The 24605-nt window shown below is 40.2% G+C and carries 22 protein-coding genes; 12 read left to right on the top strand and 10 right to left on the bottom strand.

The window, feature by feature from the left end:
• Positions 1 to 85: 85 nt before the first annotated feature.
• A complete protein-coding gene (gene dapB, locus J7338_RS10385) occupies positions 86 to 883 on the bottom strand; it encodes a 4-hydroxy-tetrahydrodipicolinate reductase (RefSeq protein WP_210796993.1) in 798 nt (265 codons plus the stop codon).
• A 270-nt stretch (positions 884 to 1153) separates the two neighbouring features.
• On the opposite strand from dapB, the gene J7338_RS10390 reads away from it, so the two are divergent.
• Together J7338_RS10390 and J7338_RS10395 are read left to right on the top strand one after the other, a co-directional pair.
• On the top strand, positions 1154 to 2467 hold the full coding sequence (locus J7338_RS10390; protein ID WP_210797090.1) for a Na+/H+ antiporter NhaC family protein: 1314 nt from the start codon (positions 1154 to 1156) through the stop codon (positions 2465 to 2467).
• An 89-nt stretch (positions 2468 to 2556) separates the two neighbouring features.
• Entirely contained in the window at positions 2557 to 3333 is a 777-nt protein-coding gene (locus J7338_RS10395) for a nucleoside-binding protein (protein WP_210796994.1), read from the top strand.
• Between the two features lie 127 nt (positions 3334 to 3460).
• Here J7338_RS10395 and J7338_RS10400 read toward each other — a convergent pair whose 3' ends face one another.
• The 3 genes from J7338_RS10400 to pssA form a co-directional block, all read right to left on the bottom strand.
• Entirely contained in the window at positions 3461 to 3988 is a 528-nt protein-coding gene (locus J7338_RS10400) for a GNAT family N-acetyltransferase (RefSeq protein ID WP_210796995.1), read from the bottom strand.
• Positions 3989 to 4441 carry a GNAT family N-acetyltransferase gene (locus J7338_RS10405; protein ID WP_210796996.1) on the bottom strand — a complete coding sequence of 151 codons (453 nt, stop codon included), beginning with the start codon at positions 4439 to 4441 and terminating at the stop codon, positions 3989 to 3991.
• Positions 4442 to 4588: 147 nt separating this feature from the next.
• Complete coding sequence (gene pssA, locus J7338_RS10410) at positions 4589 to 5914, bottom strand: CDP-diacylglycerol--serine O-phosphatidyltransferase (RefSeq protein WP_210796997.1); 1326 nt, start codon at positions 5912 to 5914, stop codon at positions 4589 to 4591.
• A gap of 288 nt (positions 5915 to 6202) precedes the next feature.
• Between pssA and trxB the strand changes: the two genes are divergently transcribed.
• The 5 genes from trxB (at position 6203) to infA (ending at position 12205) form a co-directional block, all read left to right on the top strand.
• Positions 6203 to 7153 (top strand): thioredoxin-disulfide reductase, encoded by a 951-nt coding sequence (gene trxB / locus J7338_RS10415; protein ID WP_182717361.1) that lies wholly within the window; start codon positions 6203 to 6205, stop codon positions 7151 to 7153.
• A 324-nt stretch (positions 7154 to 7477) separates the two neighbouring features.
• The gene (locus J7338_RS10420; RefSeq protein WP_210796998.1) at positions 7478 to 10291 is read left to right on the top strand and encodes a bifunctional aconitate hydratase 2/2-methylisocitrate dehydratase; all 2814 of its coding nucleotides are present in this window, start codon (positions 7478 to 7480) and stop codon (positions 10289 to 10291) included.
• A 191-nt stretch (positions 10292 to 10482) separates the two neighbouring features.
• Positions 10483 to 11199, top strand: a complete 717-nt coding sequence (gene aat, locus J7338_RS10425; RefSeq protein WP_210796999.1) for a leucyl/phenylalanyl-tRNA--protein transferase — start codon at positions 10483 to 10485, stop codon at positions 11197 to 11199.
• Positions 11192 to 11896, top strand: coding sequence for an arginyltransferase (locus J7338_RS10430; RefSeq protein WP_210797000.1), 705 nt, complete (start codon positions 11192 to 11194; stop codon positions 11894 to 11896). The genes aat and J7338_RS10430 overlap by 8 nt, the downstream gene beginning before the upstream one ends.
• Before the next feature lie 90 nt (positions 11897 to 11986).
• Entirely contained in the window at positions 11987 to 12205 is a 219-nt protein-coding gene (gene infA, locus J7338_RS10435) for a translation initiation factor IF-1 (RefSeq protein ID WP_002962494.1), read from the top strand.
• A gap of 178 nt (positions 12206 to 12383) precedes the next feature.
• Here the strand turns inward: infA and clpA are convergent, their stop codons facing one another.
• Positions 12384 to 14648, bottom strand: coding sequence for an ATP-dependent Clp protease ATP-binding subunit ClpA (gene clpA, locus J7338_RS10440; protein ID WP_210797001.1), 2265 nt, complete (start codon positions 14646 to 14648; stop codon positions 12384 to 12386).
• A 69-nt stretch (positions 14649 to 14717) separates the two neighbouring features.
• Positions 14718 to 15026, bottom strand: a complete 309-nt coding sequence (clpS, locus tag J7338_RS10445) for an ATP-dependent Clp protease adapter ClpS (RefSeq protein ID WP_210797002.1) — start codon at positions 15024 to 15026, stop codon at positions 14718 to 14720.
• A 209-nt stretch (positions 15027 to 15235) separates the two neighbouring features.
• Here clpS and cspD point away from each other — a divergent pair, with 209 nt between their 5' ends.
• The gene (gene cspD / locus J7338_RS10450) at positions 15236 to 15451 is read left to right on the top strand and encodes a cold shock domain-containing protein CspD (protein ID WP_054204685.1); all 216 of its coding nucleotides are present in this window, start codon (positions 15236 to 15238) and stop codon (positions 15449 to 15451) included.
• A gap of 457 nt (positions 15452 to 15908) precedes the next feature.
• Entirely contained in the window at positions 15909 to 18131 is a 2223-nt protein-coding gene (locus J7338_RS10455) for an NADP-dependent isocitrate dehydrogenase (protein ID WP_210797091.1), read from the top strand.
• Positions 18132 to 18226: 95 nt separating this feature from the next.
• On the opposite strand, the gene J7338_RS10460 is transcribed toward J7338_RS10455, so the two are convergent.
• The 3 genes from J7338_RS10460 to J7338_RS10470 form a co-directional block, all read right to left on the bottom strand.
• Positions 18227 to 19468, bottom strand: a complete 1242-nt coding sequence (locus J7338_RS10460) for an amidohydrolase family protein (RefSeq protein WP_210797003.1) — start codon at positions 19466 to 19468, stop codon at positions 18227 to 18229.
• 12 nt (positions 19469 to 19480) lie between these two features.
• Positions 19481 to 20863 carry an amidohydrolase gene (locus J7338_RS10465; protein ID WP_210797092.1) on the bottom strand — a complete coding sequence of 461 codons (1383 nt, stop codon included), beginning with the start codon at positions 20861 to 20863 and terminating at the stop codon, positions 19481 to 19483.
• A gap of 96 nt (positions 20864 to 20959) precedes the next feature.
• Entirely contained in the window at positions 20960 to 21745 is a 786-nt protein-coding gene (locus J7338_RS10470) for a hypothetical protein (RefSeq protein WP_210797004.1), read from the bottom strand.
• Between the two features lie 351 nt (positions 21746 to 22096).
• On the opposite strand from J7338_RS10470, the gene J7338_RS10475 reads away from it, so the two are divergent.
• Positions 22097 to 22462 carry a DUF3718 domain-containing protein gene (locus tag J7338_RS10475; RefSeq protein WP_210797005.1) on the top strand — a complete coding sequence of 122 codons (366 nt, stop codon included), beginning with the start codon at positions 22097 to 22099 and terminating at the stop codon, positions 22460 to 22462.
• A 57-nt stretch (positions 22463 to 22519) separates the two neighbouring features.
• On the opposite strand, the gene J7338_RS10480 is transcribed toward J7338_RS10475, so the two are convergent.
• A complete protein-coding gene (locus J7338_RS10480) occupies positions 22520 to 23215 on the bottom strand; it encodes a DUF445 domain-containing protein (protein WP_210797006.1) in 696 nt (231 codons plus the stop codon).
• Between the two features lie 131 nt (positions 23216 to 23346).
• Here J7338_RS10480 and J7338_RS10485 point away from each other — a divergent pair, with 131 nt between their 5' ends.
• On the top strand, positions 23347 to 24207 hold the full coding sequence (locus J7338_RS10485) for a fructosamine kinase family protein (protein ID WP_210797007.1): 861 nt from the start codon (positions 23347 to 23349) through the stop codon (positions 24205 to 24207).
• A gap of 183 nt (positions 24208 to 24390) precedes the next feature.
• Positions 24391 to 24594 (top strand): CPXCG motif-containing cysteine-rich protein, encoded by a 204-nt coding sequence (locus J7338_RS10490; protein ID WP_145233067.1) that lies wholly within the window; start codon positions 24391 to 24393, stop codon positions 24592 to 24594.
• Positions 24595 to 24605: the final 11 nt, after the last annotated feature.

Genomic DNA, 24605 nt, shown 5'->3' on the forward strand with positions numbered 1-24605 from the left:
TTTAGGTCTAACCCTATTTCAATAATCCGTAAAAATAAGCCCTATAAGCTATAAAAGCCACCAAACACCCAAAAAAGTAACTAAACTACTTCAAGTCAAGCACATCTTGCATGTTATAAAGTCCTGCATGCTTATTTTTCAACCAGCCTGCAGCTCTTACTGCGCCTAATGCAAAGGTCATTCGAGAACTTGCTTTATGAGTTAATTCAAGCCTTTCGCCAGAAGTTGCGAAATATGCGGTATGTTCACCAACTATATCTCCGCCTCTGAGCACCGAATAACCAATTTCATTTTGCGCTTTTTCTGTTTCTACTCGGCTGCGATCAAATACCGCAACCTCATCATGCACCCACCCTTTTGCATCGGCAATTGCCTCACCAATGGCAAGTGCAGTGCCTGATGGCGCATCGATTTTATGGCGATGATGCGCTTCAAAAATTTCGATATCTAAATCATCACCAAACTTAGTAGCTGCAGTTTGCACTAAATTCAACAGCAAATTTACCCCTACGCTGTAATTTCTCGCAAACACAATTGGAATGTGCTTGGCAGCCGTTTGTAACGCCAGCATATCGTCGTCATTTAAACCGGTGGTGCCAATCACAATCGGAATATTTTGTGCAACGGCTGTTTTTAAATGCTCACGCATACCCGCTGGGAGCGTAAAATCAATCAGTACGTCGATATTGTCAACATGGCGTTCGTCACTAAAATTTATTGTCGCAGGTGCTGCGCTATTTAATTGATTAACTGCAATATTTAATAAAGGTGAATTGCTACGTACATAGGCTGCACTAAGCTCAGTGTGATTATTTTTGTGAGTGGCTTCAATTAATGCCAGCCCCATTCTTCCGTTTGCGCCAAATACGCCGATTCGATTCATATTATAACCTATGCATTTTTTGAGTTGGCTAGATTTTATCTAAAACTCGTGTAATAGTCAGGTAAGCCTTTTAAAAAATAATAATAGCAGATACCCATAGACTTTAGCCATCTATACATTTAAACTTCTTTCTTTGCGCCGATTTGGTCTTTGGCTTGCGGGCGCTGTTGAAGTACTTATCATTGTGGTAAGTATGACAACTAAATTCAGCTAAAAGAGGGATCTTTTGGCTGTGTTAGTTGTGCAAGAAGTTATCTAACGAGGAATATGATGCAGCCATCATTTAATAAAACAACAGCAAAACTATCTTTGCTCCCCCTATTAACCTTTGTGGCCTTATTTTTAGGTGCGGGTTTATACCTACAATCACAAGGGGTAGATTACGCTTTTTATCAACTTCCAGCCCCTGTTGCTATTTTACCGGCGATTATGCTGGCGTTTATATTAAATAAAAACACTATTAACCACAGTGTAGAAACCTTTATAAAAGGTGCCGGTCACAACAACATCATTACCATGTGCTTAATTTATTTACTTGCTGGGGCATTTTCTGCCGTCGCAGGTGCAACAGGCGGTGTTGATGCGGTTGTTAATGCCGGTTTATCTCTTATTCCACCAGCTTTATTGTTACCGGGTTTATTTTTAATTGCTGCAGTTGTATCAACTGCCATGGGTACGTCAATGGGTACTATCGGTGCAATCGGCCCGATTGCTTATGCGGTATCAATTAAAACCGGTATTGATCCTGCGTTGATGGCCGGTACGATTGTGTCTGGTGCCATGTTTGGTGACAACTTATCAATTATTTCTGATACCACTATTGCCGCAACGCGTACCCAAGGCTGTGAGATGAAAGATAAATTCCGTGAGAATTTAAAAATTGCCTTGCCAGCAGCGCTCCTGACTATCGCTTTACTATTCTTTTTAACGCCTGCGGCTCAAGCAGTAGAAACTAAAGATTACGATATTCTATTAGTACTGCCTTATGCATTTATTTTAGTGTTGGCGGTGATGGGTTTTAATGTATTTGTGGTGCTGTTCAGTGGTATTATATTTGCGGCACTGATGGGCTTTACTGGCAGTTATGAAGGTGCCAGCTTTGTAAAAGATATTTACAAAGGCTTTACGAATATGCAAGAAATCTTCTTGCTATCGATGTTTATTGGTGGCTTGTCTGAGTTTATTCGTATTAGTGGCGGCTTGGACTACATTGCACAAAAGATTCAAGCGATCACTAAAGTGATTGCCAAGTGGCACCGAAAAGTGGCTGATCAACTGGGTATTGCGGCATTAGTAATGACCAGTAACTTGTGTATCGCCAATAATACCGTGTCTATCATAGTGGCTGGGCCTATTGCTAAAAAGCTGGCTGATGACGGTGAGATCAGCAGTAAACGCTCTGCCAGCTTATTAGATATTTTCGCCTGTGTCACTCAAGGTTCATTGCCATATGGCGCGCAAGCACTGCTGCTAGGCGCTACATTTAAAATTAGCCCGTGGCAAGTGTCTACTTCATCATATTACTGTTTTATATTAGCGTTTACTGCGATTGCAGTGATCTGCTTACGTCGTAATAAAGCATAATTTTTTAAGCAGATACGCCAACTTTCAGTGTATCTGCTATAATCTCGTTTTTGGATTAATTAACTAACCTTTAAATTCGAGATAAGACATTGAAAAAAACCGTCGCCTTCGCTGCCATTTGTTTGGCAAGCACCTCTAGCCAAGCGGCTAACTGGAGCAACACTGCGTTACACCTTAACAATGGTGATTTTAAAAACCCCTTCACAGGACAAGAATCAAACACCACTATCGCATCACTGCAACATGCATCAGCTTATAATTATGGGGATAACTTCTTCTTTATTGATTATATTAATGACGCCACTGATGACGGTTATCAAGATAAAGACTTCTACGGCGAATGGTATTCAACTTTTAGCCTGTCGAAAATTTCAGGCAAGGATATGTCTTATGGGGCAATTGCTGATATCGGCCTCACAGCAGGTTTTAACGCTGCCGGTGACTCTAAGGTATTAAAATACTTACCCGGTGTAAAAGTAAACTGGCAAGCGCCTGGCTTTACCTTTCTATCAACGTTAGTGACGGCCTATATTGATGATAACGATGGCGTTGCGCGTGGTGGTGCACCTATTGAAACAAACAGCTGGATGCTAGATGTTGCATGGGGTTACCCGTTTTCAATTGGTTCGCAAAAATTTAATGTAACTGGCCATGTTGAATATATTGCTGAGCGCGAAAATGAATTTGGTGAAGATGTTAAGGCGTGGATCTTAGCACAACCTATCATTACTTGGGACTTGGGTAATGCCATTAGCATGAAAGAAAACACCTTACTACTTGGCCTTGAATGGCAATATTGGCACAACAAGTTAGGCACAGACACCACAGAGTCTGTGCCGCAATTTCACGTTGAGTGGACGTTTTAGCGAGTTAGCGAGTTAGCGAGTTAGCGAGTTAGCGAGTTAGCGAGTTAGCGAGTTAGCGAGTTAGCGAGAATAATAAAGCGCGATATCAATTGTATTGCGCTTTTTTATTACTTACCATCAACATTGATCACGTTAGCTTTATTTCATAAACACCTAAACGTTGCTGCTTATTAGCAAGAAAGTGTGATGTCTCTTGGTGATAACATTTGAACTTCGCACCAGCGCCTTGCACCACTTTAATGCTCGCTAGGTTTTCCTCTAAACAACAAAACTCAATCACTTTTGCGTGACTATTATTTTTTATATAAGGCACTATTTTAGTAAGCACTTGATTCATGGCTCTTTGCCCGCGTGCAAAATCAGCTAACCAATAACCGCATTCAGCGCCTTTACTGTCAGGGTCAATGTGTTTAATACCAAATACACCGCTTAAGCGATCCTCTATATATACCGCAAACCACTGAGAACCTGCTTTACCGCTGTGTAGTCGTTCATATATATAACGTTTAGTTGAATTAACATCTATTACGTCATCCACCCAAGGTAAAAATTGACTCAGATTTTCCCGACTATCGGCGATAACTTGGTAAAGTTCAACTGCGTGACTAATATCTAATGGCTTTAAAGTTATTGAATCTGAAATCACCAGTTCCATTTAGTCAGCCTCAACTACTTTTGCTAAACGCATATGTAGCAGCGGAAACGGATTTCCTTGACCATCTAATTCAGAGCGCCCTATTTGCTCAAACCCTCTACTTAAATAAAAACCATGGGCTTTAGGATTTTGCTCGTTAACATCAACATGAGTTGCTGCTAAATTATCAATCGCGTAATTAATTAATAACGTGCCAACCCCCTTCGCAAAGAAAGTCGGCTCAACAAACAGCATTTCAATATTGCCGCCAGCAACGCCAATAAACCCAATTATTTTTCCACTGTTGTCTTTACAACAAAAAAGACTAACAGCATCAAAATAATGTGCCAAAATCAATGGTTTCAGTTCATCTATGTGTTGTTGGGTTAAAAAGTCATGGGTATGAGAAACGGAAGCTTCCCAGATCTCAATTAAAGAGGCGTAATCTTTTTTCTCGGCGGATTTAATAAGCATTGTTAGTTCCTTTGAATATTAAAATAACCATCATCAGTTTTGTAAAGTATTACAACGAGGTGAAGCAAACAAACGGTGCTAAAAAAGCAGCTAAAAGCAGCAAAACCACTGCTTTTATAGTGCTAACTTTTGCTATATAACCATGCGTTAAATAAAACGCTTAATAATAAAATCAACTTTGACACGTTTAGCTTGCCCCAGTAGTTTTTTAACCGCTGGCGGGTAGTTATCCATAGCTTCTAAATCTTCTGCGCCATTTAAACGACGACAGTGCTGTAATATCTCAGCTCTTTCATTGTCGATTGCTGGCATGAGAGTTTGCTCAGGATCTTCTAATAAAATGCCATTTTCTATATCTAACCCCCAGGCTCGAGGGTTTAAATTATGGCCACTCAATAAATGGTATTTACGATCAGCACAAATACCTTTCAAATGAAATGAGTTACTTTCATGCCGCCACAAATACACATTTAAATTACCGTTGATAATATGGCGCTTTTGCGATTTTAAAAATTTATGCAAAATCGTTTCATACAAGTATGGCAAAGCACCTATTTTACTAAAGGGTTCACTTGGTGGCAGGTAAAAGTCATTGGCTGTTTTATCACCTACAACTATCGTTACTTGCTTGCCTTGCTTTAATAAGCGGCGCAATGAACGCATTAACGGTGCAGGAAAATTAAAGTATGGGGTATACAGTACTAACTCTTGTTCGGTGGCATCAAATAACGATTTAATCACCCGATTGAGCTCGTTATTACGTCGTCCCAGTCCTAAAAATAGTCGCACGCCAAGTGCTTGCTCATTTTGCTCCACACTGTGAGCATAGTTAGCTTGCTTTAATGAACGCATCAATTGTTTTTGTGCGATTTTAATATCATTAAACTTCGTTAGTGGCCGCGTATCAATGCGTGGGACTGCCTCTGAGCTCAATAGCGCTTGCTCAATAAAGTTAACGATAGAATCGCATAGCGCAGCCTGCTTGATTAAAAAGTAGCGATCTAGTCGATAACGGTCTTGATACTGTAAATACACATTATTTAAACTCGCACCGCTATAAAGCAGCGTATCATCAATTACAAAGCCTTTTAAATGCAGCACACCAAAGAGTTCTTTGGCTTTTACTGGCACACCAAATATTTGTATATTGGATTGATACTTTTCTTTGTATTCACAATATAAGCTAGCGTTTCCGTCTGACTTTGCAGCACCAATTAAACCGCGTTGGGCACGATGAAAATCAACCAACACTTTTACATCTAATGCAGGATTTGCTAATGAAGCCTGATGTAACGCTGCTAACACTTCACGCCCTGCTTCATCATCTTGCAGATAAAGTGCCGTAATATAAATACGTGTTTTTGCCTGCGCAATCAGTGTTAATAAATGCGTGCGATATTCTTGTGCATTGGTTAAGACGTTAACGTCTTTTGAAGTCAACCCGTACGCGGATTTTTCCTGCCAAAATAACATAGTTGCCTATTCACTTAGGTTACCCTTTTTGAGGGTCACAAATCAAAATTAGTTAAAACATATCAAAAAAACACAGTTTGGTCATGAATTAACGTCGTTTGCTAAGTTAATACTGAATTAATAGCTCATATATCATACAAATCGTACACTTATCATGATTCTAGTACACAATATTTGACAGCTTTGTGATTTAGAAAAAAAAATAATCGCCGCTTTTATTTACTTCCCTCTTGTTTCTCTTAAAATCGAGCGCATTAATACGCTATTAAACGTTTAGGATATAAAAACATGAGTGAAGTAAAACATTGTAAGTTGCTAATTTTAGGATCTGGACCTGCGGGTTACACTGCAGCAGTTTACGCAGCACGCGCAAATTTAAACCCGGTATTGATCACCGGTATGCAACAAGGCGGTCAACTTACAACAACGACTGAAGTTGAAAACTGGCCGGGCGATGCTCACGGTTTAACAGGTCCTGCGTTAATGGATCGTATGAAAGAGCATGCCGAGCGTTTTGAAACTGAAATTGTCTTTGACCACATTCATACTGTTGATGTAACTAAACGTCCGTTTACATTAACGGGTGATCAAGGTACTTACACGTGTGATGCGCTGATCATTGCAACGGGTGCATCTGCTAAGTACTTGGGTCTAGAGTCTGAAACTAACTTCCAAGGCCGTGGTGTGTCAGCCTGTGCAACCTGTGATGGTTTTTTCTATAAAGGTCAAAAAGTTGCGGTTGTTGGTGGTGGTAATACTGCGGTTGAAGAAGCGCTTTATTTATCGAACATTGCTGATGAAGTGCATGTAATTCACCGTCGTGATAGCTTCCGCAGTGAAAAAATCTTAGCCGATCGCCTAGCTGAAAAAGCAGCAAACGGTAATGTTGTAATGCACTACAACCGTACGCTTGATGAAGTACTGGGTGACCAAATGGGTGTTACCGGTGTTCGTATTAAGGATGCAAACTCAGAAGCCACTGAAGAAATTGATTTAGCGGGCGTATTTATTGCCATTGGTCATAAACCAAATACTGATATGTTTGTTGGCCAACTTGAAATGAAAGACGGCTACTTAGTGGTTGAGTCAGGGCTAAACGGTAACGCAACCCAAACTAGCGTACCGGGTGTATTTGCGGCAGGTGATGTGTCTGATCATATCTACCGTCAAGCTATTACCTCTGCGGGTACTGGCTGTATGGCAGCACTTGATGCTGAGCGTTTCTTAGATAACCTGTAATTTATATACTTATAGTAAGGGCTGAATTTTCAGCCCTTTTTTTGGGCCAAAAATTATAAAGGCTCATCCAACACCGAAAAGTACTCATTGCAGTCGCACCAACATTCACCATACTTATACTCGAAATCAATCATATTTATACAATTAATGGCTTAGGTGCGATAGGATCTAAGTTCGAGCAATGAATATCGTCAAAGTATAGTAAGTAAAACTAGCTATAATTATAGTTAGGCAGAAAAGCTTTATTCATTTAGGCATTACTAGAGACTGTAAAATCAGTTAAAATGCTTAACTTCATATCAAGTAAAATACCGAGAGTTTTCTATGAGTTTGTATACAAAATATATGGAAGAAATCCAAACCCGTAAAACGGAGCTTGGATTAAACCCACAACCAATCGATAGCGCTGAACTAGTATCAGAAATCATTAATCAAATTAAAGATACTAATAACGAGCACCGTAAAGATTCACTGCATTTCTTTATCTTTAATACATTACCAGGAACAACCAGTGCTGCGGGCGTTAAAGCACAGTTTCTAAAAGAAATTATTTTGGGTGAAGAGCACGTTGCAGAGATCACTCCAGAGTTTGCATTTGAACTGCTTTCACACATGAAAGGCGGGCCGTCAATTGAAATGCTAATTGATTTAGCATTTGGTGATGACGCAGCAATCGCAGCACAAGCTGCTGAAGTACTTAAGACTCAGGTATTCTTGTATGATGCAGATATGGCGCGCATAAAAGCGGCCTACGAAGCAGGTAATACAATTGCTAAAGAATTACTAGAGAGTTTCTCAAAAGCTGAGTTCTTTACAAAATTACCTGACATCGAAGAAAAAATCGAAGTAGTAACTTACATCGCTGGTGAAGGCGACATCTCAACTGATTTACTGTCTCCAGGTAACCAAGCACACTCACGTGCTGACCGTGAATTACACGGTAAGTGCATGATCACTGAAGAAGCACAACAAGAAATTGTTGCTCTTCAAAAGAAACACCCTAACGCTAAAGTAATGCTTATTGCTGAAAAAGGCACCATGGGCGTTGGTTCATCACGTATGTCTGGTGTGAATAACGTAGCACTTTGGGCTGGTAAACAAGCAAGCCCATACGTTCCTTTCATCAACATTGCACCTGTTGTTGCAGGTACTAACGGCATTGCACCAATCTTCTTAACAACAGTTGATGTAACTGGCGGTATTGGTCTTGACCTTAAAAACTGGGTTAAGAAAGTAGATGCAAACGGCAATACAGTAACTGATGCAAATGGTGACGCTGTGCTTGAAGAAGCCTACTCTGTTGCTACTGGTACTGTGTTAACAATCAATACTAAAGAGAAGAAGCTTTATAACGGCGATAAAGAACTTGTTGATATTTCATCAGCATTCACACCGCAAAAAGTTGAATTTATGAGAGCCGGTGGTTCTTACGCGGTTGTATTCGGTAAAAAACTACAAACGTTTGCTGCTGAAACTCTTGGCATTGAAACGCCGCTTGTTTATGCACCTTCAAAAGAAATTTCACACGAAGGCCAAGGCTTAACAGCGGTTGAAAAAATCTTTAACCGTAACGCGGTAGGTGTACTATCAGATACGCCACTTCACGCAGGCTCAAATGTTCGTGTTAAAGTGAACATCGTTGGTTCGCAAGATACAACCGGTCCAATGACAGCGCAAGAATTAGAAGCCATGGCTGCTTCAACGATTTCACCTCTTGTTGATGGTGCCTATCAGTCTGGTTGTCATACAGCATCAGTATGGGATAGCAAAGCACAAGCAAACATTCCTAAACTAATGGCGTTTATGAATAAGTTTGGTTTGATCACTGCACGTGACCCGAAAGGCGTTTACCATGCAATGACTGACGTTATTCACAAAGTATTGAACGACATTACCATTGATGATCGCGCTATCATCATTGGTGGTGACTCGCATACACGTATGTCTAAAGGCGTTGCCTTTGGTGCCGATTCAGGTACTGTTGCTGTTGCACTTGCAACCGGTGAATCTGCGATGCCGATTCCTGATTCAGTTAAAGTAACGTTTAAAGGCAAAATGGCTAAGCATATGGATTTCCGCGATGTTGTACATGCAACGCAAGCGCAAATGCTTAAGCAATTTGGCGGCGAAAACGTGTTCCAAGGTCGTATCATTGAAGTTCATATTGGTACCTTAATGGCTGACCAAGCGTTTACCTTCACTGACTGGACTGCAGAAATGAAAGCGAAAGCGTCAATCTGTATTTCAAATGATGAAACGTTAATTAAGTCAATTGAACTTGCTAAGTCACGTATCCAAATCATGATCAACAAAGGTATGGAAAACGAAGCACAAACGCTACAAGGTCTAATCGACTTAGCCGACAAGCGTATTGCAGGTATTCAATCTGGTGAAGAGCCAGCACTTTCTCCAGACGACAACGCTAAATACCACGCAGAAGTTGTGGTTGATTTGGACCAAATCGTTGAGCCAATGATTGCCGATCCAGACGTAAATAACGATGATGTTTCTAAGCGTTATACTCACGATGTGATCCGCCCTGTTTCTTTTTACAACGACAAGCCTGTTGATTTAGGTTTTGTTGGTTCGTGTATGGTTCACAAAGGCGATATGAAAATTATTGCTCACATGCTACGTAACCTTGAGAAGAAAAACGGTTCTATCTCATTCAACGCGCCATTAGTTGTTGCGCCACCAACATACAACATTGTTGATGAGCTTAAAGCTGAAGGCGATTGGGATATTCTTGCTAAATACGCAGGTTTTGAATTTGACGATGCAAAACCAAAAACGGCTGCACGTACTAAGTATGAAAATATCTTATACCTAGAGCGCCCAGGTTGTAACTTATGTATGGGTAACCAAGAAAAAGCAGAACCAGGTGATACGGTTATCGCAACATCAACACGTTTATTCCAAGGCCGTGTAGTAGCCGATACATCTGAGAAGAAAGGTGAATCACTTCTAGGTTCTACGCCAGTTGTAGTTCTATCTTCTGTTCTTGGTCGTTTCCCGACTATGGAAGAGTATAAGTCTGCGGTTGAAGGTATTGACCTTACATCGTTTACACCTGTTGAAGAAGCAATGACAACTAAGTTCAACGCAGGTGAAGCTGTACCAGTAAAAGTGGTTAGCTAATTCGATTAGTTCATGGTTCAATTAAGCGCGTTTTTTAACGCGCTTTTTTATGCCTACAATTTGCCTATCATAAACACCCCTTAGAATGTAAGCTCTATACAACGCTATGGATAACACAATAATTTTTGGTTTGTGAATTTAAAGCAACAGGTTACACTTTATCTTGATCATTCAGTTATTCAATCGGTGTTATGACTAAACAACTTTATCAACTCTCTAAAAACCACTTTGCTTTTCCTGATCCCACCCACGCATTAGATGATCCAGATGGTTTACTTGCTATAGGCGGTTGCTTATCCATAACGCGCTTAAAAAACGCGTATGGGCAAGGGATTTTCCCTTGGTTTAGTGAATACGAACCAATTATGTGGTGGTCACCCAGTGAGCGAGGTATTATCGAGCTAGATGAATTTCATATTAGCCGAAGCTTACGCAAGCATCTGAAAAAAAATCCGGTTAAAGTGACTATTAATACCGAATTTACTCAGGTAATTAAGGCCTGTCGCCAACAACGCTTAGAAACAGATGGCACCTGGATCACAAAAAAAATGCTTAACGCTTATAAAGATGCACATAAAGCAGGCTTAGCGCATAGTTTAGAAGTTTGGTCAAATGACAAACTTGTCGGTGGCTTATACGGTATTATGCAGCACGGTGTATTTTGCGGCGAATCAATGTTCCATCATCAAGCTAATTGTTCAAAATTAGCCATGTGGGCATTGGTCAACTGGTTGAAACGTCACCATGCTCATTTTATTGACTGTCAGCTTGAGAATCCTTATTTAGTCACCTTAGGTGAAAAAGTGCTACCACGCTCAGAATTTTTAACTAAACTGAAACAAGCAGCGATATTTAAAATGCCAACTACAATGTGGCAACCTCAGGAGCTTATAGCAATTTATGACTGAACACTTACCTGCTCGTTTAGGATTAAGCCAACAATTTGATTGTAGCTATCTTGACGATCGCCAAGAGCAATTATTAGTTATTTTGGATCCAAGTTGTTATACCCCTGGCAAGTTTGAAGAGTTACTGGGATTAGGTTTTCGCCGCAGTGGCGACCAAATTTACCGCCCACACTGCCCAGCTTGCAGCGCATGTAAGTCTGTTCGTGTATTAGCTCAGGCATTTTTACCAACAAAATCGCAAAAACGTAAACTTAATAAAGCAAAAAATACCTTTAGCGTGAAATACTCAGATGAACAGCGCCCTGAATACTTTGCGTTATACAGTAAATACATTACCGAGCGCCATCAAGGTGGTTCTATGTTCCCACCCGAGCAAAGTCAATTCGACAGCTTTATATTTTGTCACTGGTTACCCATTATTTTTATTGAATTATGGGATCAAGATAAACTGGTTGCAGTGGCGGTAACTGATTGTATGCATAAGACTGTTTCTGCTATTTATACATTTTTTGATCCTGATTATGATCACTTCAGTGTTGGCACAGTTATGATTTTAGAGCAGCTTAAATTCGCCAAACAATACGATAAAGAGTTTCTCTATTTAGGCTATCAAATTGATGAATGTGCAAAAATGCGTTACAAAACCCAATTTTTACCTGCTCAAAATAGAGTTGCTGAGCAGTGGCTGCCTATTTAATTTGCAAAAATGCCTACAGTGGCTTTACTTATTGGTGTATTTTCGGCAGAATCTGCATCGTTTAACTATTAAAGAGGTGTTACGCTAAACATGGCGAAAGAAGACGTAATCGAAATGCAAGGGACGGTCCTTGATACTTTACCAAATACAATGTTCCGAGTTGAGCTTGAAAATGGTCACGTAGTTGTGGCTCATATTTCAGGTAAAATGCGTAAAAACTATATCCGCATTTTAACCGGCGATAAAGTTACTGTAGAAATGACCCCATACGATTTATCAAAAGGTCGCATCGTATTCCGTGCTCGCTAAGTTAGTGCGTTAACGAAATATCAAGTTTTTAGCTAAGTTGTCTGAGTAACTTAGTTACTTTCTACACTAGCTTGAAGCGTTTATTAAATGTAATTGAAGGCCGTTGCTGAGCATTACATTTAATAAACAAAAAGCCCAGCAATTGCTGGGCTTTTTGTTGTCTATTTAACAATTACGGTTATGCAGGTGTTAAATTCGTTTCATAATCAAAACGTAATTTTTTATCTTTGATAAACACTTTCACTGTACCACCATCAATAAGTTCACCAAATAAAATCTCGTTTGCCAACGGCTTTTTCAATTGCTCTTGGATCACACGGCCCATTGGTCGTGCACCCATTGCTTTATCGTAACCTTTGTCTGCTAACCATTCACGAGCCTTATTAGTCAGCTCCAAGTTAACCGATTTTTTATCTAACTGTGCTTGTAGTTCAACAATAAATTTATCAACCACCAGTAGCGTAACATCGCGATCAAGATGATTAAACCAAATAATGTTATCAAGGCGGTTTCTAAATTCTGGCGAAAATACTTTATTAATTTCACTCATTGCATCATGAGAATGATCTTGATCAGTAAAGCCAATCGACTTACGAACGGTCTCTTGTACGCCAGCGTTGGTGGTCATCACCACCACAACGTTTCTAAAGTCCGCTTTACGACCGTTATTATCGGTCAGCGTTCCGTGATCCATTACCTGCAATAAAATATTGTAGATATCTGAATGAGCTTTCTCTATCTCATCCAGTAATACAACCGAATGTGGATTTTTAATCACCGCCTCAGTTAACAAGCCTCCTTGTTCAAAACCAACATAACCAGGAGGCGCACCAATTAAACGACTCACCGCGTGACGCTCTACGTACTCAGACATATCAAAGCGGATAAACTCAACACCCATACATTTTGCAAGTTGTTTAGTCACCTCAGTTTTACCTACACCCGTTGGCCCTGCAAACAAGAACGAACCCACTGGTTTATCTTCATTTGATAAACCTGAACGTGATAAGCGAATGGCCGAGGTTAGTGCATCGATTGATTGATCTTGGCCAAATACCAACATCTTCAAATTACGATCAAGATTTTTAAGGGTCTCTTTATCGCTTGATGACACACTTTGCTGTGGAATACGCGCCATTTTCGCCACTATCAATTCGATATCTGCCACACCAATGGTTTTTTTGCGCTTAGAGATAGGTTGTAATCGTTGACTAGCACCCGCTTCGTCAATTACATCAATAGCTTTATCAGGCAAATGGCGTTCGTTAATGTACTTAGCGCTCAACTCTGCCGCCGCTTTTAACGCTTTTTGCGTATAACGAATACCATGATGCTCCTCGTAACGCTCTTTTAAGCCATTAAGAATTTTAGTGGTATCAGCGACACTTGGTTCAAGTACATCAATTTTTTGAAAACGACGCACTAAAGCACGGTCTTTTTCAAAGATATTTTTGTACTCGTTATAAGTAGTTGAGCCCATACAGCGTAACTTACCGCTCGAAAGCAGTGGTTTAAGTAGATTAGAGGCGTCCATAACGCCGCCAGAGGCTGCGCCGGCACCAATTATGGTATGTATCTCATCAATAAACAAAATAGCACCAGGCTTCGCCTGAAGCTCTTTTAATAATGCTTTAAAACGCTTTTCAAAATCACCACGGTATTTAGTGCCTGCAAGTAATGCCCCCATATCTAACGAGTACACCACAGCATCAGCAATCACGTCAGGTACTTGTTCATGCACGATGCGATACGCTAAGCCTTCAGCAATAGCGGTTTTACCCACCCCAGCTTCGCCCACTAATAACGGATTATTCTTTTTACGACGACACAGTACTTGCACTGTGCGTTCTACTTCACTATCACGTCCCACCAATGGGTCGATATTCCCTTCACGGGCGAGTACATTCAAATTAGACGTGAAGTTTTCTAATTTACTTGGCTCTTCGCCTTGAACTGCTTGCACTTCTTCATGGATGTCATCAGCATCTTCGCCACCCATGTCATCGTCTGCTTTAGTGATACCATGAGATATAAAGTTCACAATATCTAGTCGCGAAATATCAGCTTTTTTCAACAAGTACACTGCTTGGCTTTCTTGTTCAGAAAAAATAGCCACCAGCACATTCACGCCTGTTACTTCGTTTTTACCTGATGATTGCACATGAAATACCGCGCGTTGTAATACGCGCTGAAAACCAAGTGTTGGCTGGGTTTCACGTTCTTCTTCTAAATCTGGAATGACTGGAGTGGTCTCATTAATAAACTCTGATAGCTCAACTTTTAATGCTGGCATATCAATCCCGCAGGCGTGCAGCGCTTCTCCAGCCGATGGATTGTCAAGCAGGGCAAGTAATAGGTGCTCTACAGTCATAAATTCATGGCGACGTGTACGCGCTTCGCGAAACGCCGCGTTTAAAGTTAGTTCTAAATCTTTGTTTAGCATTAGCAACCCCTTACTGAGATAATATTTATATACCGTTGTGATGGGTATTTTGATCACCCTACCTTGGTATTATTCCTGCTCACAACTACATAGCAGTGGATGCTCGTTATCTCTTGCATAACGGTTAACTTGTTCAACTTTGGTATACGCTACGTCTGCGGTATAAACCCCGCAAATTGCGCGACCATTTTGATGAACCTGCAGCATCACATCTGTTGCTCTATCGCTATCCATGTTAAAAAACGTCGTTAGTACTTCTATCACAAAGTCCATTGGCGTGTAATCATCATTATTTAAAATGACTTTATATCTTCGCGGTGGTTGCAGTTTTTGCTTCTCACTATCGCGAACCGTATCTAAAACATCTGAATCTTTCATGCCACTCATAATTAAATATAGTCTTGTCTTTGGTACTCAAGCAAACTTGAATAAAAAATAAATTAAATGTAAAAAAAATAGTTTAAAACACTTGACTGATCGGCGAAATAAACTACAGTCAATTGTAGATTGATTAAACCTTAGTCAGTCTATCAAACTATACGGTTTAGAATAACTAAATTAGTCAACTTATAGAAGGATGTAGAAGTATGGCTTGTGGTAAAGTCAAATGGTTCAATAACGCCAAAGGTTTTGGTTTCATCGTAGAAGACGGCTGCGAGAATGACATATTCGCCCATTACTCAACGATTGTAATGGACGGTTATAAAACCCTTAAAGCTGGTCAAGATGTAACATTCGAATTGCAGCAAGGTCCAAAAGGCATGCATGCGACTAATATAGCGCCTAACGAAGAGTTAGTGTAGTTGTTTAGACGTTCGACTAAAGCGAGCGACCTGTAAAGATCCTCGCTTAATTCCTCTAAATTTATTTAATCCCAACTAAATTGTACATTCAGATTCAAAGCTGGCATTTAATCTATTAAAAATTAAACGTGCAGAATGAACAAAAACTGTCCTTCCTCTTGAAATTCTTTTTTAATACCCCCATGTTATATTAGCCCTTTGTTGCCAAGCTTGTTACACTCTTAGGTGCTTAAAAGCAGCCTCAAAAGGCCCTTTAAACACTAATAATTAGGCTAATGGCTAATTTACTTAGTTTATAAATAACATAAAATTAAATACAGTTCGTCAGGTGTGATTATTTAATCAACAGTATTAACACCTAACTGACTGATCATTGTCACGTCGTGAACGCATGATGGCGATGATATTTCTTTGCATTGTTGAATATGGCTCTTACGCCTACTATCTAGGAATGATGATGACATCAAAAATTATCTACACTAAAACAGACGAAGCTCCGGCACTAGCAACATACTCTTTGCTGCCGATCATCCAAGCATACACTAATGCCGCTGGCGTTGAAGTTGAAACTCGTGATATCTCTTTAGCGGGCCGTGTTATTGCTAACTTCCCTGAGTATTTAACTGAAGAACAACGCATTGGTGATGCGCTTGCTGAATTAGGTGAGCTGGCTAAAACACCGGAAGCAAACATCATTAAATTACCAAATATTAGTGCATCAGTTCCACAATTGCGTGCTGTGATCAAAGAGCTACAAGCAAAAGGTTACGCACTGCCAGACTACCCTGCTGAACCTAAAACAGATGAAGAAAAAGCAATTCAAGCAACTTACGACAAAATCAAAGGTAGTGCTGTAAACCCAGTATTACGTGAAGGTAACTCTGACCGTCGTGCGCCTGGTTCGGTAAAAGAATATGCACGCAACAACCCACATTCAATGGGCGCGTGGAGCAAAGATTCTGCTTCAAACGTGGCAAGTATGAGCGAAGGCGATTTCTTTGGCTCTGAGCAATCAGTGACCCTTGATGCTGCAACTGATGTGCGCATTGAACATGTAGCTAGCACTGGCGATGTATCTGTACTTAAAACAAGTACTCCACTACTTGCAGGTGAAGTAATTGACGCATCTTCAATCAGTGTTAAAAAGTTACAAGCTTTCTTAGCGGCTGAAATCGACGCGGCAAAAGAAAAAGGCATTCTGTTTTCACTACATATGAAAGCAACCATGATGAAAGTATCTGATCCAATCATCTTTGGTCATGCTGTTAAAGTATTCTATCAAGACGTTTTTGCTAAGCACGGTGAACTATTCGCTGAGTTAGGTGTTGATGTTAATAATGGTCTTGGTGATGTTTACGCTAAGATTCAAACGTTAGATGACGCTAAACGCGCCGAAGTTGAAGCAGATATCCAAGCGGTTTATGCAACACGCCCTGCAATTGCAATGGTTGATTCAGACCGTGGTATTACTAACTTACATGTACCAAGTGATGTGATTATCGATGCGTCTATGCCAGCTGCAATTCGTTCAAGTGGCCAAATGTGGAACAGTGAAGGTAAATTACAAGATACCAGCTTTGTCATTCCTGATCGTTGTTACTCTGGTGTTTATCAAGCAACAATTGATTTCTGTAAAGAACACGGTGCGTTTGATCCGACCACTATGGGTAGCGTTCCTAACGTTGGCCTAATGGCACAAAAAGCTGAAGAATATGGTTCACACGACAAAACCTTTGAAGCACCAGCAAACGGTGTGATCCGTGTTGTTGATAGTGCTGACAACGTATTGCTACAACACACTGTTGAGCAAGGTGATGTTTGGCGCATGTGCCAAGTTAAAGATGCACCAATCCAAGATTGGGTTAAATTAGCTGTAAACCGTGCACGTGCGACTGGTAACCCTGCAATTTTCTGGCTTGACGAAAACCGTGCTCACGATGCACAGTTAATCAAAAAAGTGAATGCGTATTTACCAGATCACGATACAGCGGGTCTTGATATCCAAATTTTAGCACCGCTTGAAGCAACATTGTTCTCACTTGCGCGCATTAAAGAAGGTAAAGACACTATTTCAGTAACGGGTAACGTATTACGTGATTACCTAACTGACTTATTCCCAATTCTTGAGCTTGGTACAAGTGCGAAAATGCTTTCAATTGTGCCACTAATGAATGGCGGTGGTCTATTTGAAACAGGTGCGGGTGGTTCTGCTCCTAAGCACGTTCAACAGTTTGAAAAAGAAAACCACTTACGTTGGGATTCTTTAGGTGAGTTCTTAGCACTTGCTGCGTCACTTGAACACCTAAGTACAACAACGGGTAATAACAAGGCACAAGTACTTGCGGATACGCTTGATAAAGCAACGGGTACATTCTTAGCTGAAAACAAGTCGCCTTCACGTAAAGTAAAAGAAATTGATAACCGTGGTTCTCATTTCTTCTTATCTTTATTCTGGGCTCAAGAACTTGCTAAGCAAAATGAAGATAGCGAGCTTAAAGCGCAATTTACACAAATTGCTAGCGACCTTGAAACCAACAAAGAGCAAATTGTTAGCGAGCTAAACGATGCACAGGGTCCTGCAATGAACATTGGCGGATACTTCCAGCCAAATGACGATGCAGCCTTCAAAGCAATGCGTCCGAGCACAACATTTAACGAGATTTTATCTAAACTAGTATAAATCAGTTAAATGAATGAAAAGGCGCTCATAGAGCGCCTTTTTTGTGCCTAAGAAAAAGGCCGCTAATGCGGCCTTTTAAATTCAACTTTAAAAGTTTATTTTGTGTACGCGCGTGGCATGTTCGACTCTGTTGTATAGCGCTCACGCAGTTTATCTTGGCGAGATTCAGTACTAACCTCAACCCCATTAATAAACATTTTATTCACGTGACTGCTCAGCTCAAACGGGTCGTTACTCCACATAACAACATCAGCGGCTTTTCCTACTTCTAGGCTACCGGCATTAATACCAAATACATCAGCCACATTCGAAGTCATGGCCTTTAACGCGCCTTGTTGGCTCATACCGTAAGACACTGCGTTACCGGCATCGTAGCGAAGCTGGTAAACATTGTGACTGGCATCGCCACCCACAGTTAATAGCACTTTAACACCGGCTTTTTCTAATATGCCGGCATTATTTAAGCTTGCATGCAATGAATCGAAGCTGCCTGGTAAATTATCCATTGCACTAATGATCACAGGAATGCCTGCTTTAGCGATGCGATCTTTAACTACAACGGCATCTTGAGCGCCATTAAGGACAATGTTTACGCCAAACTGCTGTTTCACTTTTATTAGTTCAACAATATCAGCCGAACGCGACACACTAATTAGTAATGGCATATCGCCTTTTAGTACTTTAGCCATTATGGTGTCTTCAGCACTTGGCTTAGCGTCGTCTTTTTTGGCTTCTTTACTTGCTTTAGTTTGATGCTCATCTAACTTATTGATAAGTGTTTGCAAGGTAAATGCACGAGAGCCTTTGCTGCGTTCACCCAAATGAACCACTAATGCTGCTTGCTTTTTATTTACGCTTTCGAAGCTACCACTTAAATCAACAACACTTGCAAGGCCTGCAAATATGCCGTCACCAACGTAAGGGGTGATCAAATCGCGAGTAATACCGCCTTTACGTGCATAAGGAATTAAGCTTGAACGAGGATTAAATGCCAAGCTTGCATCAAAATCGATACCCGCTTTGTCTTCTCCTGCATCGCGAGAACCGGCAACCGCACCTACTTCAACTAAGCCAAGCTGGTTTACACTGGCGATAAAACCTGGGGTCACTATTTGACCTTGAGCATCAATAACTTTGTCAACTTTAAAATCGTTAGGGTTAATGGCAGTGATTTTGCCATCATTCATAACTATGCTAGCTCCTTCTAATACACCTTGATCTGAAGATGTATGCAAAGTTGCATTAATAATTGCCAGTGACTCTGCGCTCACGGTACCCGATACTAATAGCCCTGCAGCAACCAGAGAAAGCGAAAACGAACGTGATAATTTTTTCATTCTGGGTGCTCCTTATTGTTGACCTAACATAAAATCACTTTGTGCTTGGAATGCGCTATCGTTTCTATCGTAAACTTTTGCACCATCAACAAACACTTGCTCTGCTTTTGCATAAACACTAAACGGGCTTTGATTCCAAATAACCACATCAGCTTGTTTGCCTGCTTCAAGTGAGCCTGTTTTATCTTCAATACCTAACGATTTAGCGGCGTTAGCTGTGATCCACTTAATTGCATGCTGTTCAGAGATATTAAACCCATTGTCGTTGGCGCGGTACATTACTTTGCCTGCTTCTTGGTTTAAGCGCTGGATAGTGAGATCAGAGTCTGAATGCACAACAGCACAAGAATTTTTAACCGCATCAACAATCGCTACGTTCTCTTGAACCATGTCGTAAGCTTCCATTTTAAAGCCCCACCAATCAGGCCAAAGCGCAGCGCATGAGCCATTTTCAGCGAGTAAATCAGCAATTTTGTATGCTTCAATACCGTGATGGAAAGTACCTGCGTGATAACCAAACTCTTTTGACAGGTCGATCATCATTGCCATTTCTTCTGCTTTGTAACAATGATTGTGGATCCTAACTTCGCCCTCTAATACGCCACGCAATGTATCGTATTTAATATCACGATGCGGTACTTCTGGGTTTTTGCCTGCTGCATAATCTGTATCGTATTTATCCCACGCACGTTTATATTCAACGGCGCCTATCCAAGCCTCGCGATAACCAGCCATATTACCCATTCGTGTTGATGGTAATACTCCTTTACGCCCGTAAACACGCTTAGGGTTTTCACCACAGGCCATTTTTAAACCATACGGTGCGTCAGGGAACTTCATACCTTGCATAGTATGCGCTGGTACATTTTTTAGAGTTACACCACGACCACCAAATAAATTGGCTGAGCCGGGTAAAATTTGTAATGCGGTAATACCGCCTTCACGCGCACGGTTAAAGCCTGGATCTTGTGGCCAAACCGAATGTTCAACCCATACTTCAGCTGTGTTCGGGCTGGTCATTTCATTGCCATCTTGGTGAGATTCAACTGACGGGCTTGGGTAAGCTCCTAAGTGTGAATGCACATCAATTAAGCCTGGGGTTACCCATTTACCTTGTGCATCTATGGTGAGATCTGCTTGTGCAGTAAGGTCTTTACCAACTTGTTGCACTTTACCGTCGACGAGTAATACATCAGCTTCTTCTAAACGCTCGCCAGTGCCTGTTAAAACAGTTGCGTTGGTGATTAAAGTTGTCGTTGATTTAAGTGCTTTGTAGGTACTTGGGTATGGATTTTTATTAATGGTTACTTTTTCGTCTTGTGGGCTGTTGTCTTGGCAGCCGGCAATCGCCACACCAAGTGCAACAACCAACAATGAAGGAGCAAATTTTTGCATCATGTTAGTCTCTGTTGTTGTTTTTTTGTTACTTTATATAAACACACAACATAAAGCTAAAAAATCAGCTAGAGCTGCATTTATATAAGATGAATGTTATTTCTTAATATAATTGTTATACAGTTGCTCAAGTGCAGCTTCCGTTGTCAAACTTGGATCTTTACTAATAAAATGCTTAACAGTTCGAGTAACAAAGTCTGAATTTTGTTTATGCAATTTTGAAAAATCCTTAATTAGGCAGTCGCCATCTTTAGCGGCTGTCACTTTATCATGACGATGACGATACTGACTCAAGGCTTTATTAAAATCACCTTGGTAGTCTTCTACTAAAATTTTATAAAAATCACTTTTTTGTACGTTTAATTCGCTAATACAATAATTTAAAGCTTCTTTAAAATCAGTAAAAATGGCGCCTTCAACATCAAACTCAGCCGTTTTTTCGCGAACTGTTACTTTCGCTTCTTCTGTTGCATAATTAAAACCACTAAATGCTAAACGTTCAGCGGCCTCAGCACCTAATCTCATTCCCGCTTTAATGCTATGTGCAAACTCATCACTCATATCGCTAAGTTCATTCTCATGCCACATATTATAAACCCGCAGTGGTTTAGCATATTTAGCACCGAGTTTGTTTTTTAACTTAGTAAAGCGTTCATCAATGGTCATTAAGCGCTCGTTATGCAATATTGCATAACATTCATAGCACGCTGGAATACTAATAAACTCAGCTTCTTCACCTAAATCAATAATGCTTTGTAGCATATGCAATGGCGGGCAATGATCGCGCTCAGTCGCTTCACAGCCACAATAAAAGCAACGGTTAAAATTATGCTGTTCACAGGCGTATGCTTGCTGATAATAACTCGCCAATGTTTTACTCACAGAGTCTCCTAATAGACAGGTATTTTGATAATCAAGACGATCATAACAGGGTTGAAGAATATGTCAGCAATACAGTGCTACAAAGTGCAATGACTCTAAAGTAAATAGAATGTAAAGCCTATGAGGTAGATTAAAAAACAACCAAAAACAATAAAAGAAGTGAAAAATAATTTGTTTGAAATATGTCAAAAAACACACATTAAGTCATTTATTATCAAATAGTTAGTTATTATCAAACACATCCACACACAGTGTTACATCTTGTCGATTTTCATTTACAGCTTTATTTAAAAATAAAGCTAATATTTAACTCGTCAACTAGCAGACATATCAAACCACTGGAGAATGATGATGAATACTTTAACAACTACACTTTGTACAACGTTACTTTTAAGCTCAGCAGCACTTACTACAGCCAATACTGAAGCAGCACAATTTGTTGCAGCTGATAATAGCCCTGGCACTCAAGTTTGTATGGCTGTGAGCTCCAATAAACGTTTGCAGCTTTACGCAACAATGAAAGACTTACGTATTAGCAAAACAACCGTAACCAATAAACTACGTTGTAACGACATGAGCATCGCAAAATTTGCAGGGGCTTACGGCCTCAATAAAACGGCAAAATACTTAGGAATTGAAACGGCTACTGGTACGTCAATTCAAGACTTAGCAAAATTAGAACAACAAACAATTATGGTTATTGCAGGTTCTAAATAGCATGCTTAAATACTATTAATTTAAGCTGGCGACTCGTTGGCCAGCTTAAAAACTAATTTATATGATTGCAGCAATCAGACCAAACAAACCACCAAATACTCCGCCCCACACAACTAGCCAGCCCAAATGCTCTCTGATCATGGTTTGCATAATATCCTTCACCATTTTTGGGGTCAGTTCATTTAAGCGATCATCGACTAGGCCTGACACAGTCGTAAATAATGAATCACTTGCCAGGCTGGTTTTTGTAAGCTTACTATTGACCAGAGTCTTAAATTCATCGGTTTGACTCATAACAATCAATGAATCACGCATTTTTTCTATAAAAGATTCACGCATTGGCTCTACAGCAGCACTGCCACCAATCATGGCTAGCATACTGCCAAATTGAGAGTGTTCTATAACATCTAAAAGCGTGTCAAATGCTGGGTTTAAGTCAACTTCACTGATCACTGGTTGCAAATCAATATCGATGGCTTTATTGCCAAGTAGTTGTGATATTTTTTGCTCTGAAAAAAACTCGGTTAAAATAAGGTTTTTTATCGCCACTTTCAACCCTGCAAACTTCAACTGGATAACCCCAGATCCATATAATAAAGGTACTTTCTCAAATAACATATGCACTGCGAGTAAATTAGTCACTGCACCTGAGAGTGCAAATAAGCCGATTGACAGTACAATTGCTTGGTCAAATAGAAAACCTGTCACCACTAAAATCCCGGCAATTACATTGGTAATAAGGCTTTTATTCATTATTCTCTCCACTTGGTTGTTCCATAAAGCTAAGCACGCGCTTATAAAACATTAATTTTACTCTCAAGAGTTTGTTTATTTAACTACTTTTTGCCATAGTTTAGTTATCTGTATAAAAGGTAAACAATGCTATGTGGAATACGGTTAACGAACAGATCAGCCAAGCTATGCATTTTGACTTTAAGCACACCAGTAAGCGCCAACTGCAAAGTCCAAGCAGCGATAAACTATTTCAAATAAGCGATGGTATTCATCAATATTTTGTTAAAATCGCGCATCGTGGTGACTTAGAACGATTTGAAAACGAAGCCCACAATTTACAGCTGCTCACCCAAGAGAGCTTGTTTATGGTGCCAGATTGTATCACTACTGGCGCAAGTATTGAGTTTTCATTTATTGTCTTAGAATGGCTTGAATTGGATCAGCAACCTCATACCAACTGGCATGTTATGGGCAGCCACCTTGCAAGCTTACATCTGAAACATCGCCAAGCCATGTTTGGTTTTGACCACGATAACTTTATTGGCCCAACAACTCAGCCCAATCACTGGCATAAAAAATGGAATATATTTTTTGCCGAAGAGCGAATTGGCTGGCAGCTACAATTACTGCATGAAAAAGGCATTGAGTTAGTAGATAAAGATTACTTTGTAGCATTTGTAAAAGATATGTTACACAGTCATATCGTACAGCCATCGTTGTTACATGGCGATTTTTGGCGTGGCAATATGGGGTTTATTCATAGTGTGCCCAGCCTCTTTGATCCCAGCTGCTATTATGGTGATCGGGAAGTTGATATTGCCATGAGTGAACTATTTGCTCCGCTTCCTGATGCCTTTTACATTGCCTATAATAAACACTACCCGCTAACCCAAGACTATGAACAACGTAAATTAATTTACCAGCTTTACCCTATTTTAAATCATGCAAATATCTTTGCAGGCCACTATCTTACTGAAGCAAAACAACAAATAGAACGACTGCTGAAATAAGCAGGTTTTTATTGTCAAATAGATGTCATAAATGAATAAAGCAGACTATATTTAGGTATCGCCTAATATTGAACAACCCCAGCAATGACAGGCGCTGGCGTTCAATTATGGGGTGCATAACCATTTATCAGCTGCGATAAATAATCAGCTTTTATTGCTCTGCTTTGTAAGGTTGAATCATTTATGAAAAACCAACTTTCACAACGGATCTGCTGCCCACATTGTGGCCATCATATTCATATTACCCTTGATGCTAGTGATGGCGATCAAGATTACTTCGAAGATTGCGCAGCATGCTGTAACCCTATCCATTTTAATATGCATATTGACTATGCAAATAGTAAGGTAGAGTTACATATTGATAGCGATGACGAACAAATATTTTAGCCTAGCATTTA

Source organism: Pseudoalteromonas ostreae (genome assembly GCF_018069805.1).
Taxonomy (GTDB): domain Bacteria; phylum Pseudomonadota; class Gammaproteobacteria; order Enterobacterales; family Alteromonadaceae; genus Pseudoalteromonas; species Pseudoalteromonas ostreae.